Origin of the sequence: Roseateles depolymerans (genome assembly GCF_003387155.1) — a bacterium.
Classification (GTDB): domain Bacteria; phylum Pseudomonadota; class Gammaproteobacteria; order Burkholderiales; family Burkholderiaceae_C; genus Roseateles; species Roseateles depolymerans.
This window is the reverse complement of the sequence record NZ_QUMT01000004.1, coordinates 263,231-277,187: the sequence shown is the minus strand read 5'-3', so window position 1 is coordinate 277,187 and position 13,957 is coordinate 263,231. Positions and strand designations below refer to the sequence as shown.

At 62.1% G+C, this 13,957-nt stretch carries 15 protein-coding genes; 11 read left to right on the top strand and 4 right to left on the bottom strand.

The annotated features are described in order from the left end of the window. The first annotated feature begins 152 nt into the window (after positions 1-152). A complete protein-coding gene (locus tag DES44_RS20115; protein ID WP_147307154.1) occupies positions 153-1,214 on the top strand; it encodes a beta propeller repeat protein in 1,062 nt (353 codons plus the stop codon). Here DES44_RS20115 and DES44_RS20110 read toward each other — a convergent pair. After that, complete coding sequence (locus DES44_RS20110; protein ID WP_058933152.1) at positions 1,192-1,875, bottom strand: hypothetical protein; 684 nt, start codon at positions 1,873-1,875, stop codon at positions 1,192-1,194. The two genes, DES44_RS20115 and DES44_RS20110, sit on opposite strands and share 23 nt — an antisense overlap. 72 nt (positions 1,876-1,947) lie before the next feature. On the opposite strand from DES44_RS20110, the gene DES44_RS20105 reads away from it, so the two are divergent. Further along, the gene (locus tag DES44_RS20105) at positions 1,948-2,880 is read left to right on the top strand and encodes a hypothetical protein (protein ID WP_147307153.1); all 933 of its coding nucleotides are present in this window, start codon (positions 1,948-1,950) and stop codon (positions 2,878-2,880) included. Between the two features lie 230 nt (positions 2,881-3,110). Here DES44_RS20105 and DES44_RS20100 read toward each other — a convergent pair whose 3' ends face one another. Further along, complete coding sequence (locus DES44_RS20100; protein ID WP_058933150.1) at positions 3,111-4,028, bottom strand: LysR family transcriptional regulator; 918 nt, start codon at positions 4,026-4,028, stop codon at positions 3,111-3,113. Positions 4,029-4,255: 227 nt separating this feature from the next. On the opposite strand from DES44_RS20100, the gene DES44_RS20095 reads away from it, so the two are divergent. The 5 genes from DES44_RS20095 to DES44_RS20075 all read left to right on the top strand — a co-directional run bounded on the left by DES44_RS20095 (position 4,256) and on the right by DES44_RS20075 (position 7,753). Next, a complete protein-coding gene (locus DES44_RS20095) occupies positions 4,256-5,089 on the top strand; it encodes an enoyl-CoA hydratase/isomerase family protein (RefSeq protein ID WP_083525184.1) in 834 nt (277 codons plus the stop codon). 38 nt (positions 5,090-5,127) lie between these two features. Next, on the top strand, positions 5,128-5,382 hold the full coding sequence (locus DES44_RS20090; RefSeq protein WP_232309889.1) for a carboxymuconolactone decarboxylase family protein: 255 nt from the start codon (positions 5,128-5,130) through the stop codon (positions 5,380-5,382). Between the two features lie 38 nt (positions 5,383-5,420). Next, a complete protein-coding gene (locus tag DES44_RS20085) occupies positions 5,421-6,332 on the top strand; it encodes a DMT family transporter (RefSeq protein WP_170156708.1) in 912 nt (303 codons plus the stop codon). 32 nt (positions 6,333-6,364) lie between these two features. Beyond that, positions 6,365-7,039 (top strand): peroxiredoxin-like family protein, encoded by a 675-nt coding sequence (locus tag DES44_RS20080; protein WP_232309888.1) that lies wholly within the window; start codon positions 6,365-6,367, stop codon positions 7,037-7,039. Positions 7,040-7,201: 162 nt separating this feature from the next. Next, complete coding sequence (locus tag DES44_RS20075) at positions 7,202-7,753, top strand: chlorite dismutase family protein (RefSeq protein WP_083525183.1); 552 nt, start codon at positions 7,202-7,204, stop codon at positions 7,751-7,753. Between the two features lie 263 nt (positions 7,754-8,016). Here DES44_RS20075 and pyrF read toward each other — a convergent pair whose 3' ends face one another. Next, positions 8,017-8,718, bottom strand: coding sequence for an orotidine-5'-phosphate decarboxylase (pyrF, locus tag DES44_RS20070; RefSeq protein ID WP_058933148.1), 702 nt, complete (start codon positions 8,716-8,718; stop codon positions 8,017-8,019). Positions 8,719-8,742: 24 nt separating this feature from the next. After that, a complete protein-coding gene (locus DES44_RS20065; RefSeq protein ID WP_058933147.1) occupies positions 8,743-9,057 on the bottom strand; it encodes a hypothetical protein in 315 nt (104 codons plus the stop codon). 451 nt (positions 9,058-9,508) lie between these two features. On the opposite strand from DES44_RS20065, the gene DES44_RS20060 reads away from it, so the two are divergent. The 4 genes from DES44_RS20060 to DES44_RS20045 all read left to right on the top strand — a co-directional run bounded on the left by DES44_RS20060 (position 9,509) and on the right by DES44_RS20045 (position 13,873). After that, entirely contained in the window at positions 9,509-9,814 is a 306-nt protein-coding gene (locus tag DES44_RS20060) for a peptidyl-tRNA hydrolase (protein WP_058933146.1), read from the top strand. 254 nt (positions 9,815-10,068) lie between these two features. After that, positions 10,069-11,517 carry an IS1182 family transposase gene (locus DES44_RS20055; protein ID WP_058937082.1) on the top strand — a complete coding sequence of 483 codons (1,449 nt, stop codon included), beginning with the start codon at positions 10,069-10,071 and terminating at the stop codon, positions 11,515-11,517. Between the two features lie 342 nt (positions 11,518-11,859). Beyond that, positions 11,860-12,102: a hypothetical protein gene (locus DES44_RS20050; protein WP_058933145.1), complete on the top strand. Its 243-nt coding sequence runs from the start codon at positions 11,860-11,862 to the stop codon at positions 12,100-12,102. A gap of 451 nt (positions 12,103-12,553) precedes the next feature. Then, on the top strand, positions 12,554-13,873 hold the full coding sequence (locus DES44_RS20045) for a hypothetical protein (RefSeq protein ID WP_147307152.1): 1,320 nt from the start codon (positions 12,554-12,556) through the stop codon (positions 13,871-13,873). Positions 13,874-13,957 lie beyond the last annotated feature (84 nt).

The following is a 13,957-nucleotide window of genomic DNA, read 5'->3' as shown; positions in this document are numbered from 1 at the left end:
TCACCGACTTTTACTCAGTGTCGGCATTGGTGGGACGCAGAATGGAGCGGCGCCGGCAATGCGTGAATGGGGGCGGGGCGATTCGCATCCAGCAGAGGTGGAGTGGACCGCACGCATGCGGTGGTCGTTGAAGATGGATCAAGGAGTCGGCATTGCTATTCAATCAAGAAACCTGGGCTCGCTTCATGGACGGCTACCTGGTGCGCGATTGCACCCTCGGCTTCGAGGAGGGTCGGCTGGGCTTCCTGCTCTTCGAGGAGCTGGGCGCCGATGACCGCATGGAAGACGGCTTCGACATTTGGCTGCTGGCGGTCAAGCTGGACCAGCCGCCCGAATCCCGTTTCTTCTCCCTGCCGGTCAACCGGCTCAGCGTGGCAGGCCAGCTCAGCAGCGCCTGGTCGCCGCGAGACTCGGAATTCGTCGCCGTTGGTGCCACACGTGAGGTCTATGCCTACAAGCCCAAGGCTTACAAGGGTCGTGAGGAAGACGGCATTCCCTTCGACGTGCGCAAGTTGTCCGAGGAGGCTTACGAGCAGTTCGACTGTGCCATCTACAAGACCGTGCGGGTGGGCCCAACGGTGTTTGCGCTGGGCACGCCGTTTCGTGTCTTTGAGCGGGAAGGACCGCAGCAGTGGCGCGAGCATGAGGGCATTCCTCTACCGGCGGATCTGGGCAGCGCCGATGAAGAGACGTGGGAAGCCGCCATCGATGAATGCGCCTTCCTGGACATGGCGGGCTTGGCCGATAACGACCTCTATGCCGTTGGACATGCCGGGGCCGTGTGGCGCTACAGCAGAGGCGTCTGGAGAGAGCTGCCCTTTCCCTCCGATCTGAGCTTGCACACCGTAGCCGTGTCGCCCGACGGAACGGCCTACATCACCGACATCCACGGCTCTGTCTGGAAGGGCCGTGATGACCAATGGCAGCGGGTGGTGCAGAGCCAGCACATGCAGCCCTATCAGGATGCTGCCTGGTTCAATGGCCGGTTGTATTGCGCCAATGATTCAGCCGGTTGCTTCGTACTGGAGAACGGCGACATGGTGCCGGCTCACCGCGCACAGCGTGATCCGATGCCCGTCCACACTTCCGTGCATGCGCACCGCCTGGACGTTTCGCCGAATGGCCGGCAAATGCTGGTGGCCGGCATGCACGGGGCGTCGCTGTATGACGGCCAAGCGTGGACGCTGCTGTTCAGCGGCACGCCTGAAGCGTGACGCGGGCTGGTGCTGGACGAAGCTCCACCACGATGCTGGGCAGATCCAGCTGCGCGACCTCACGCCTGGACTTGATGTCTTGATACGCGGGGGCCTTGCAAATGAGTTTGACTGCGAAATAGCCGACCAGCAGCGCAAGACCCACCAGAGCAAACCGCTGGGCCGCCGATAGCGCTACGGCCAATGCAATCGTTGCCAGCGAGACGACCACGGGGGCGCGTGAAAGCCAGACCTCTGTGGAATTCGCCTCAACCTCCAGGGTTCGGGTGACCAACTCGTCGGGGAATTCCGTGTGAAACGCTGTGTAGCTATATTCGCCTGGCGGGATGGCTCCATCAGCTCTGATGTTGCGGTTCGGCTTGAAGCCGACAAACGCAGATTCGATGCCTCCGAAGGCGATGTTGCCCTGCTCGGTCTTGAAGCCGCCGGTCAGCGTGTCTTCGGCGAGGCAATAGCGCTGAAGGTCTTCCGGGATCGGTTCGTCCACAAACAGGTGAAGGAGGTAACCCCCATCTCCGCCTGTGGGGAAACGGATCAACCGGCCGGATTCCTCCAGCGCTACAAGTGTTGAATCCTCTGGCCTGCTGGCGGAGAGCGCGTCGATGTCAAAAATCGCGATTCCGGCAACATCGGTGCCTCCTGAAAGGCGAAGAAGCGTCATGGTCTCGAGGTCATCACAGGTTGGTTAGCTGAAGCGCGAGAAGCGGCTCGGGCCAACTGTATGATTTTCCGGATGACAGATCGCGCGTGGATAGTCGATTCGGTGGGTGAGGCGGCCTTTCGTCAGCTGGCAGACGGTTTGACGGGCTCTGCTCTTCAATCGCTGCTGCTTGAAGTGATGCACGCACGAGCCGCGGCGCGATGCGCGAGCGACCTGGTCGATCAGTATGGTCGCGACCGCTTTTGCGCACCGTCGGCGATTGACCTCCGTGCAATGCTGGCCATCGACGCGCAATTGCTCGCGGCCGCCGAGCGCTTCGAGGCGGTTGAACTGTCACCGGTGGCTCCCTTAGGGGCCTGTTCGGTGGTGGGCCCCTCCCATCAGAACCGGGTGCTGTCAGCGTTGCGGTCGACCGAGGTCGTATCGGACCCGACGAATGTTCTCGCGTTGGAGTGTTCGCTGCGAATGCGGGCCTCTTCGGCAATTGATGTTCACCTCGCCACAAGCCACCGCGTCCTGCGAACCCAACCGTTTCCAAAGCAGCCGGGATACGCCCAACACTTTCGTCTGTTCGCGCTTGGGAGCGGGGGCCTTGAACGCAAGGACCACGCGTTCACCGTCGAGGCAGTCGCGCTGCATGTGCGCACGATGCTTGCGGGTTTGAGTCGGCTCGAACAGTTGGGGTACTCACTGCACCGGCCTCGCGTGGAGGTCCTCGTGTCGGCAGAGAAGCGGCAACTCGGGGCCCGGATTGCCGACATCCTTTGCGCCGACGTGCAGCCTCTGGAGCATCCTTATTACTGCGGCGGACTTCGTTATCGCATATGGGTACCGGCGCCCGACGGGGGAGAGCTTCCGCTGGCCGATGGTGGAGTCTTCGACTGGCTTGGCCAGCTATCCTCCAATCGCCGCGCCGTCTTCATCGGGAGCGGACTGGGTTCGCAATTGATTGCACTGCGCTTTGCGCGTCAGTCGCCCAACCACCCACTTCCGCTCACAGGCTGAAGCCGCGGCAGCATCGCAGCGGAAGCGAACCCAGTTGAAGTGAGCTTTGCCCCCATGGACTACCATGGGCCTGTGGCAGGCGGAGCTGGTCGTCAGGACGCTGAATCGTGCTTGATGTCCGTCGTCGGCTTTCGGCTCGGAGGTAGGCCAGAACGACCGACTTCTGCAGGTTGAGCGGCCCGGCCGTGGATCTCGGGAAATGCACGGAGCTCTGGCGAGCATGTGCGCCGCTACGACTCTGACGCCGCTGCCAGATGCTCTGCGAAAGCCCGAACCTTTGCTGAATTCCGGCGTTGGCTAGGACTGACCAGGTGCACCGGCATGGAGGGCGCGGGCCAATCCGGCAGCAGCACCTGCAGATCGCCTTGCGACATCTCGTCTTCAAACAGCCAAGTGGGCGCGAACCCTATCCCCATCCCCGACAGGACCGCAGCGCGCACCACCTCGCTGCTGTTGGTCTGCAGGTTGCCCTGTGCCCGGATCGTCACCTGCGTGCCGACCGCCACTGGTGCCCCCACGCCGGCGGTGAAGGTCCAGGCGTTCTGTGTCGCCAGCTCGGTGTAGACGAGGCAGTTGTGGCGCTGAAGGTCCTCCGGCACTCGCGGCGCCTTCAGACCGCTGGGCAGCGAGCGCAGGTACTTCCGGCTGGCGATCAAGGTGCGATGGGTCGTACCGATTCGGCGCGCCACCAGCGTACTGTCGGCCAACTCGCCGATGCGCACCGCCACGTCGACACCTTGCTCGACGAGGTCGATGAAGCCGTCGTTCAGTCTCAAATCGATCTTCACGTGTGGGTGAAGGGCGAGAAAGCTCTGCACCTGCGGTAGCAGCTTCAAGCGGCCGAAGCCGACGGAGGCCGCCACGCGCAGCAAGCCTGTGAGCTGCTGTTCGCCTTTCCGCAGGGAATTTTCGGCCTCGGCAATCTCAGCCACCAGGCGCCGGGCCTGCTCGAAGTAGCGCTCACCTTCCTCGGTCAGCGCCAGTGAACGCGTCGATCGATTGAGCAGGCGCGCGCCCAGCGTGCGCTCCAGCGCAGCAATCTGCTTGCTCACTCCACTCTGTGTCGTCTGGGTCTCACGGGCGACCGCTGAGAAGCTGCCGCTTTCGACCACCCGTACGAAGGCCTGCATCGCTGCCAGTCGGTCCATCTTCGCCCCCATTCATTCCTCGTTGGACTTGATGTTAGGACAAAACGCCGTCTAGCGCCGTCGTTGGTCATGAATCACAGTTCGCTGATCGCAACCGACTTCTTGCCAGGAGCTATCGATGAACGCTTCAAGACCTTCGTCCTGATGGCCCAGTGCGCCAACGTCGACGGCGGCTTCACCGCCCAATGACACCCACCGTCCTCTCTCAACTTCCTCAAAGAACATTCATGAAATTCCTTCGCACGATCCTCGTTGCCGCCACCGCAGCCATCGCCTTCGGTGCAGCGCATGCCGCCGACCCCGGCTACTTCACCAAGTACGACGGCATGCGCATGTCTCGCAATGGCGCCGGCGTCCTGCTGGTCGAGATGAACACCAAGGGTGGCCCGATCAAGTTCTCGGCACGCGAGCACGAACAGTTCGTCGACGCCTTCTACGACATCGGCCGTGACCGCGGCAACAAAGTCGTGATCCTCACCGGCGCGGGCGGTCAATGGATGGGCGACATCGACTTCGCGTCCTTTGGCAATGTGGCCGATCCTGATGTTTGGTCCAAGGTGCACGACGAAGGCACGCAGATCGTCGAGAACATCGCCAACATCCGCGTGCCGATGATCTGCGCCGTCGAAGGCAAGGCCTGGGTGCACACCGAGTACTGCCTGCTGGCCAACGTGATCGTGGCGGGCAACGGCGCTACGTTCCATGACGCGCCGCACTTCGCTGGCGGCATCGTGCCAGGCGATGGCATCTTCACGACTTGGTCGTACCGAGTCGGGCCGACCCGCGCCGAGGCCATGTTGCTCGCCCCCAAGCCTCTGTCGGCCGCAACGGCGAAGGAGTGGGGCGCCGTGACCGAGGTCGTGCCGGACGGGCGCGCCACGAGCCGAGCCTACGAAATCGCGGCCGACTATCTCAAGAAGCCTGAAGTCACGCTGCGCAACACCCGCATCCACTTCGTGCAGCCGCTGAAGCTGGCGTTGGTCCAGCAGACCGGCTACGGCCTGAGCCTCGAAGGCGCCAGCGCCTCGGCCCTGGTCAAGTCGTTTAACGCCTCGAAGTAAATGATCCCCGCCACGCTTCATCCACAGAGGAACTCCTCATGAACACGCTTCTCAACGTGCCCTCGCGCGATCAAGTCTCGCCCGACGTGCTGGCCAAGTTGGTCAAGCACGTCGCGAGCGACCGTGGCCATGCCGATCCGTCCCTGGTGCGGGCTTTCTTCGCGGCCGGCTGGACGTCCGAGAACCTGGTCGATGCCATCGTCGTAATCGGGGACAAGACGGTCACCAATTACCTGCATGGCACGACACGGGTACCGGTGGACTTTCCTGCCGCTCCCGCACTGCCGGCGTGATCGTTTTGAGCCCGCTCATGGAACACCAGGCGTCGAGCATGCACACCCCCCGCGCTGGCCATTTCCGGCTCGTCGTCGGCACGGCCATGGGCCTACTGGCCGCAGGGATCGGCGCCTTGTACACGGTGTTCGCGCGCTGGGGTATCACCCACGGGCTGCTGTCGCCGGATCTCACCGTGCTGCGCTTTGGCGTCGCGGGGATATTGACGCTGCCCGTGCTGCTCTTCGCGTGGCGACGCGACGCGGCAGGCTTCCTCGCCCGCTGGCGTGCCTGGATCCTGGTCGCGCTCCTGGCGGGGGCGCCGTTCGGCTTGCTGATGTTCGGTGCCTTGCAATTCGCGCCGGCAAGCCACGCCGCCGTGTTTCCCTTCACGGCCATGAGCGTGATGGGCCTGGTGCTGGGAGCAGTCATGCTGGGCGAGCCCCTGAGCGCGCGCAAGGTGGCGGGCATCGTCATCGTGCTTGCCGGCTTGCTACTGCTGTCGGGCGTGGATGCCAGGAGCTTCACGGCCCGAACAGCGGTGGGCGATGCGATGTTCCTGACTGCAGGCACCTTGTGGGCGGGATTCGGCATCGTGCTGCGAAAGCATCGGCTGGACCCTCTGCTCGCCACCGCCGTCGTCTCGCTCTCGGCCCTGCTCACGTATGTGCCAGCGTATCTACTGCTTGTCGGACCCTCACGCTTGACCCAAGCGGCACCGCTGGTGTTCTGGGCCGAAGTACTCGTGCAAGGTGTGATTGCTGGCACCGGGACGCTGTTCACCTACGCCAAGGCCGTCGCGATGCTGGGATCGGCGCGCGCCGCCGTGTTTCCCGCGCTGGCTCCCGGATTGGCGGCATTGCTGGCCTGGCCAGTGCTCGGCCACGTTCCCCTCGCCGCCGAGGCGATCGGGCTCCTCGTGGCGATGAGCGGCTTGATCCTGGCGGTCACGTCGCCGGCAAGGCACTGAGTCGCTTCTATTTCAACCTCCGGATCATTTCCATGGAAAAGCACAAGACATTGGCCGATCAACTGGCCGACTACAAGGCCGGTTTCAAGCAGCGAGTGGCGCCAGAACGCGTGGCGATGATGGAGGCCGCAACCGCTGACCTGCGTAGCAGCGGCATTGAGGCTCGCGCGATGCAGGTGGGAGCCCGCGCGCCGGACGTGACCTTGCCGGACGCCATGAACCGCCCGGTTCGACTCTCTGATCTGTGGCGTCGCGGTTCCCTGGTGCTGATCTTCTACAGGGGTGGGTGGTGCCCGTACTGCAACCTGGAACTTCGAGCCTGGAATGAGCATCTGCCATCGTTGAAGCAGATGGGGGGACAACTGGTCGCCGTGTCCCCGCAGACGCCGGACCACTCGTTGTCGACGGCACAGAAGAACGACCTGGCCTACCCGGTTCTGAGCGATTCTGCGTTGCAAGCGTCCGAAGGCTTCGGCCTGACCTTCGAATTGCCGCCCCAACTGATTGACCTGTATAGCCGCGTCGGCAACGACCTGCCCGTGCTCAACGGCAATGGCCGTTGGGAGCTGCCGGTGCCCGCGACTTACGTGATCGACCGAGACGGCCGCGTGGTCTTCGCTCATATCGAGGCGGATTATCGAGAGCGCGCTGAGCCAAAGATGGTGCTTGAAGCTGTAGCGCATGCACGCGACGCGGACTTGATCTGAGGTCTGCGGTCTGTTCATCGCATTCGACGGTGCAGTGCCGGGACCAGCGACGGCGCATCGCTGGCTCTTGCCACAGGCGCACGTATTGCGCGGCACAGGCCTACAAAGGCCTACATTACGCAGACTGGCGATAACGAGTTAGGCATTAAGGATATTCCTCGCATGAACAACCATTACTCATTCATCGGCGGCACCGATGGCCAATGGCAAGTTACGAGCTGCGAGGCAGTCATCGGCACCTCTCTCGTAACAGTACCGAGAGTAAACGTACTCAACACGCAATTCTCAGGCCCAGCACCGCATGGCACGTGGGTGCTCAAAGGCTTTACAAGCAATGTGCGCTACGCCGAGCGACACGAGATAAATCAGCTTCGTGCAAAGCAGGAGGGGCTAAACCGCCCAAGCTCCAGTTGTGCCGCGCTCATACCCATTAAGAAAAGCCCGGAGTGGTGGGCAATGTCCCAAGAGGAGCGACGGGCTATTTTTGAAGCTGAATCACACCACACCGAAATTGGGCTTGCATATCTACCGCAAATCGCAAGGCAACTTCATCATTCCCGTGATCTCGGCGAGCCTTTTGATTTTTTAACCTGGTTCGAGTTTGCGCCTGAACATACATCTGCATTCAACAAATTGTTGGTGCAACTCCGCGCAACAAAAGAGTGGGCATACGTGGAACGCGAGGTTGATATTCGTCTTGTAAAACAAGCCTAACAAGGCACTCCAGCCTACCGTTTTGGCGTTGAGCGCCTTCTTTTCGGCGGCCGATCTGGGCTGCGCCGATTTCCGCTTTGGGTCGAGGCCGTGTGGAAACGCATTGACTGAGGCCCGCCACGAGCATGGGCCACGCACGTTCCATGCGATGCGCCAACGGGCAACCCGAGGGCTCGTCTGAGCTTGAGGAGTGCTCCGTCCGGGCATCGGAGCTGCGATGCGAGGTTTAAAGGGTAGCAAAGCAGTCGCTCAGACCCGAACAGTTAGCCCGCTCTCGTCGTCTCCATGCCGGCGCGCGCGGCGCGAAACGCAACCAGCGGATCTGGCGCTTGAGCGATGGACCGGCCGACCACAATGTGTGTGGCCCCATTCTGGCGAGCGACCTCGGGCGTAGTGACGCGCGCTTGGTCATTGGTGCCGGCACCCGCGAGCTGGATTCCGGGCGTGACGATGAGCATGCCCTGCGGCAACTGCCTCGAAAGATAAGCGGCTTCATTCGCTGATGCCACGACGCCGTGACATCCACATTCCGCAGCAAGGGCGGCCAGTCGCTCCACCTGCTGCTGCACCGACGGTGCAAGTCCAACTTCCGGAAGCTCGCGGTCGGTGAGGCTTGTGATGACGGTGAGCGCCAATACCTTGAGGCCAGGGAAAGGCGCCGCGGCGTTGACCGCAGCACGAAGCACGGCCGACCCGGCGCAGGCATGCACCGTGACCATGCTCACTCCGAGCTTGCCAGCAGCGCGCACGGCACCCGCTACAGAGTTGGGAATCTCATGCAACTTGAGATCGAGAAAGACGCTTTTTCCCCGCGAGACGAGGTCGCGAACGACCTCCGGGCCTTCTTCGGTCAGAAGCTGCAGGCCGACCTTGTAGAACGCGGATTCAGGGCCCAACAGATCTACAAGAGCCAAGGCGTCTGCCCGGCTGGGATAGTCCAATGCGACGATGACTGGGATTGGCATGTGGTGCTGGGGCCTCAGGCGGAATCAGCTCAGGAACAGGGTGGAGAAACCGATGAAGCCGAGCATCATCAGCGCGACAGCGACGATGACGATCAGCGTTCCAAGGATGCCGCGCTGCCAGCCTTTCAAGCTGTCCCAACGAGCAGAAAGCTCCAAAAACGGGACCCCCGAGACCAACTGGATCAGCCCAGTCAGCGCAAAGGCGGCTGGAATGGCCCAACCGATCCCGACGATGGACCGGCCATGATCCTTGAGCCAAAGCATCAGTGCCTCGATCAGCACGGCGATCACGCCGGCGGTGACGAGCTGCTTCAGCCCGGCTTTGCGAATTTCATTCATTGCATCTCTCCCTCCGCCGCGCTCGGGGAAGTCTCAGGTTGCTCCCCTCAAAACGATCGGCTCAATAACGGCGGCGATTATCAAGTGAACTCGCCTCGTCGAACCTGAGCAACTTGGGTGGTGGCCAATAACCCGGGTCACTGCGGCTGTCGATGTGAGGCCAGGCGACGAAGTTCAGCAACCAATTAACGACGGCGCATCACTGGCTTTCTAGCCACTGTGGCGACGAAATCGAGCGTGAGCACAACCCGTTGCTACGACTCGTGAGCGACGCCTTGACATCTTCTGTCACATCACAGGCTGGCAATTCAAGCAGCAAACTCCTCCGCCTATCCTGCTATGTGGCCGGTCATGACAAGCGAAGCGTTTCCTGAACGCCGGTGGGGTAGAACCGTGTCCGGTGCCGTCCACTCGGGGCGGCGAGGAATTGGAGATCCGAAAGAATGAGCTCATGAAGATGTACATCCTCGTGCGAGACGACATTCCCCTGGGCTTCGGCATGGTCGCCGTCGCCCATGCTTCTCTTGCAGCATTTTTGAAGTTCCAGGACACGCCAGAGGTCAAACAATGGCTCAACCCAGGTCCGTTTTTCAAAGTGATCTGCAAGGCCAGCCCCAGGGAGTTTGAGCAGGCCAAGCTGATCGAAGACCACGTCGTCCTCACCGAATCAGCGCTTGGCCATCAGGAGGTTGCGATCGCGTTCAAGCCACGTGAGGAATGGCCGAAGATGTTTCGCTTCCTGCGCCTGTACCGATAGGCTGCTTGAACGGGGCAGGGGGCATCTTGAACTGAACTGACCCCCGGAAGTTGGACAGCCAATGTCTGTGCATGGGCGCTGGTCTGCGACGGGGTTGAGCAAAGAGGTGAGGCAGACGCCTTTGCAGCGATTGCGACCGGTCAGGTGATTGGCCCGGATGTCGTCTGTCGGCCGAGGCTGTGTGAAAACCCTCCTTGCGATCTGACCGACGCTGCCTAGATTCATCGTGTCGAATGGACAACGTGGAGGTGACGATGGCGCGATTCGTCGAAGGTCAGGGGCGACATCAGGTGACGCTGCTGCCCGAGTGCCTGGATGACTTCGTCGCTGAAGATAACCCTGTGCGCGTCATCGATGCCTACGTTGAAGAGCTTGATCTCGAGGTGCTTGGCTTCTCGGGGGCCACCCCCGCGGCGACGGGACGCCCGGCCTACCACCCGGCGGTTCTGCTCAAAATCTACATCTACGGCTATCTCAACCGCGTCCAGTCGAGCCGGCGCCTGGAGCGCGAAGCACAGCGCAACATCGAGCTGATGTGGCTGACCGAGCGCCTGGCTCCGGACTTCAAGACCATCGCCGACTTCCGCCGTGACAACGGACAGGGCATCCGCAACGTCTGCCGTCGCTTCGTCGAGTTGTGTCGGCAGCTGAAGCTGCTGAGCGGTGACAGTGTGGCGGTGGACGGCAGCAAGTTCAAGGCAGTCAATAGCCGCGACCAGAACTTCACCGCCACCAAGATCGAGAAGCGGCGCCAGCAGATCGAGGAAAGCATCCAGCGCTACCTCGCGGCGCTTGACACGGCGGACAGGACGTTGCCGATCATGGAGTTCGGTCCGAGGTATGCCGAGCTCAGCCACAAGCTCGACGCGTTACGCGAGCAGATCAAGCTGCTGGACCAGATGGAGCAACACCTCCAGCAGCAGCCAGACAAGCAGGTCTCGTTTACGGATCCGGATTCACGCGCCATGGCAACTCAGTCTGCAGGCAGCGGGGTCGTAGGCTACAACGTGCAGGCTGCGGTCGACACCAAGCACCACCTGGTTGTGGCCCACGAAGTCACCAACATCGGCAGCGACAGAGGCCAACTCAGTGGCATGGCACGCGCGGCCCAAGAGGCGATGAACAAGCCAGACCTGAAGGTCTACGCCGACCGGGGCTACTTCAACGCCTCGCAGATCAAGCGCTGCACGGATGACGGCATGAAGCCCTTCGTACCCAAGCCGATGACCTCGAATGCGAAGGCCGAGGGCCGCTTCGACAAGACTGACTTCATCTACATTGCCAAGGACGACGAGTACCGATGTCCAGCGGGCGAGCGAGCCACCTATCGCTTCACGCGCGATGAAGACGGGCTGCAGATCCGTCGCTACTGGAGCAGCGCCTGTCCCGGATGCTCTATGAAGGCTGAGTGCACGCCTTCCAAGCATCGCCGGATTTCCCGCCGGGAGCATCAAGAGGTGCTCGATGCCATGCAGCGACGACTGGACCGAGACACCGACGCGATGATGATCCGACGTAGGACCGTGGAGCATGTCTTCGGCACGCTCAAGCACTGGATGGGCAGCACGCACTTCCTGACGCGCAGGCTCGGCAATGTCAGCACCGAGATGAGCTTGCAGGTCCTGGCCTACAACCTCAAACGAGTGATGCAGATCGTGGGCATCAAGAAAGCAGTGCAGGCGATGAGGCTGGCGGGCGCGTGAGCGCCCTTTAAACCTCGCATCGCAGCTCCGATGCCCGGACGGAGCACTCCTCAAGCTCAGACGAGCCCTCGGGTTGCCCTTTGGCGCTTCGCAGGGAACGTGCGTGGCCCATGCTCGTGGCGGGCCTCAGTCAAAATGCGTTTCCACACGGCCTCTACCTAGAACAGACACTGATAATCGTCCGGTGCGGGGCAAGTCATCTTCGGGTGGCGGAAGGCGTCCATGGTCCGCGCCGCTAGTCGTGCTGGGATCGCCGCCCTCAGTAAGTGTCGTAGTCGAACACGCAGCGGGCCGACCAGAAGGGGTGGTTCGGCGGTGACGGAATTGGTAGGCTGCTGCCCCATGGAAATCCCTATCGAACAAGCTCTCGGACGAAAGCTGCTTGCGAGCGAGAAGACGGCTTCCCACAGTTTGAGCGCGCTGCCGGCCGATGTACTGAGGGACGTCGAGACTCTGGCGAGGCAGCCCAGTACGCTTCCCGTTGTCTACTACCTGCGTCTGCAGACAGGCGCTTCGCTGATGGAGATTTGCCGTTTCGGCGCATCCCAAAACTTGTTTGACGCTGGCGAGCCTGGCGACGAATGATTGATGTCTCATCGCGCCAACGGCTGCTCTTTGGAGGCGAGCCTGGGGCAATGTATGTCCGCAACGGATGGCGAACTGTCATCTCTGCGGCCATCTCACCCGGCGCGACTGGAATCAACTACATGTACATCTGACTTGTCGTATTTGCGCATACGAAAACGGCGGAGGACCGCGAGGCAACAAGATCTTCCGCAGTCGCACGGTGCCGACCCATCTGCCAGGCGCAAGATCGTGGGCTGGGAGGTGCACGACAGCGGCCCGCCGCCGTCGTCTACACGCGGTACCCGGAACGCATGATGGAGCAAGCTTGAAAAGCTGTGGTGTGACAAGTGAGGCGGGGGCCTAAGTCGATCCCTGGGCTCGAATCAGATTTCGACCGATGTCGCGCGGCACGGCGAGGGCATAACCTGGGTGACTTGCGCACTCCCCGGCACAAGAAAAGGGCTGCAGGATGAAACAAACCCTGACGACTCGCGGCCGCGCGCCGCTCACACCCGCGACGGCGCCGACCCGAGAGCCGCCAATGGGCGTTGTCGCAATGCGGCCATCGCCGGCCAACTTGGCAGGCGAATGGGTCAATGAATCTCCCCGCATGACGGCCCAGCGACGCACCATCGCGGCACTCTTCGGTCCGTCGCCTGGCAATCCCCGTGGGCCCGTTGTCGTCCAGCGCGTGAGCTTCTCGGCACAACTGCTGCCGCACTACGGCGCGATCCAAGGCAAAGAGACTGCGGTCGACGGCCTGGCCGCTGGCGCATTGCAAGTCATGATTGATCGCGCCGGCGACCTCGCGCCGCTGGTGGGCAGTTGGCCTCAGTTCATGCAGCTCTACAGCTACCTTAACTGTGCATGGGGGAATCCCGACGACTACGACACCCGAGCGTCGGTCCTGATCGATTACAACCGCCTGTTCGCAATTCAGTCGCGCAGGCCGGACATCCAGGCCGACAAGTTTGACGACCTCCGGGCCCTTCTCACGGACATGGCACTCTTGCCTGTCCTGGATCTTGCGGCGGTGAGGACGGCGGCTGCAGGCACGCTGTTATCCCTGCTAGCCCCCGCCACCAATCGGCGGACGGTGCTGGACATGATCGCCGCCAATCGCCAGACTGCCGGTGTGCCCGGGCTGGTGTCGGCCGCCACGGTTCCCAAGCTGGAGCCCATCTTCGAGGCCTATCCACCGGGCGGATTCAATGGGATCGCAGCGTGGGGCGATGGCAATCACGACAGCCCCGACGAGAACGCGCAGGAGCACTTCCTGAAGCACATCTGCTACGACTTCCCAGTCGGAAACGTCGCGCCGCCGCCCGGGGAGGCGGCCTTCTGGTGGAACGCGATCGGTTTCACGCCATCGCTCCAGTACGTGCTTCCCTTCACCTACAGCATGCCGACGGCCTTGCACCAGGGCCTCCAGCAGGAGTTCGGGGCCAACTACGACACAGCACCGGCAGGTCACGTGTTCGACCCAAACAACGCGGTGCAGTTGGGCCTGTTCGGTAACTTGACGAACACCTTCCCGGGCTTGGCGGCCGATATTCTGAACCGGTATTACGACACCTACATGCAGGACGCCATTCACCGATCCACCGTCATGACCAGCACGCAGGTCCATCTGTCCCAGGATGACTACTTCATCAGCGGCGTGGATGGCAATGTCTACGTCGTGGCCCGCATCGAAGGGGCAGTCGCCGGAATCTCCTCGATGTACTGGACGCCCGCGCCGGCGACCAAAGTGGTCAAGGCGTCGCAGGGGCGGGTCTGGCGGCTTTAGTGAGCGCCGGTGAAGTTCTTTGCGACCGAGTCCACCCGGGCCTCTTCCTGGCCTTCCAGCTGCGCCGCACTGCTGCGCTCGTGA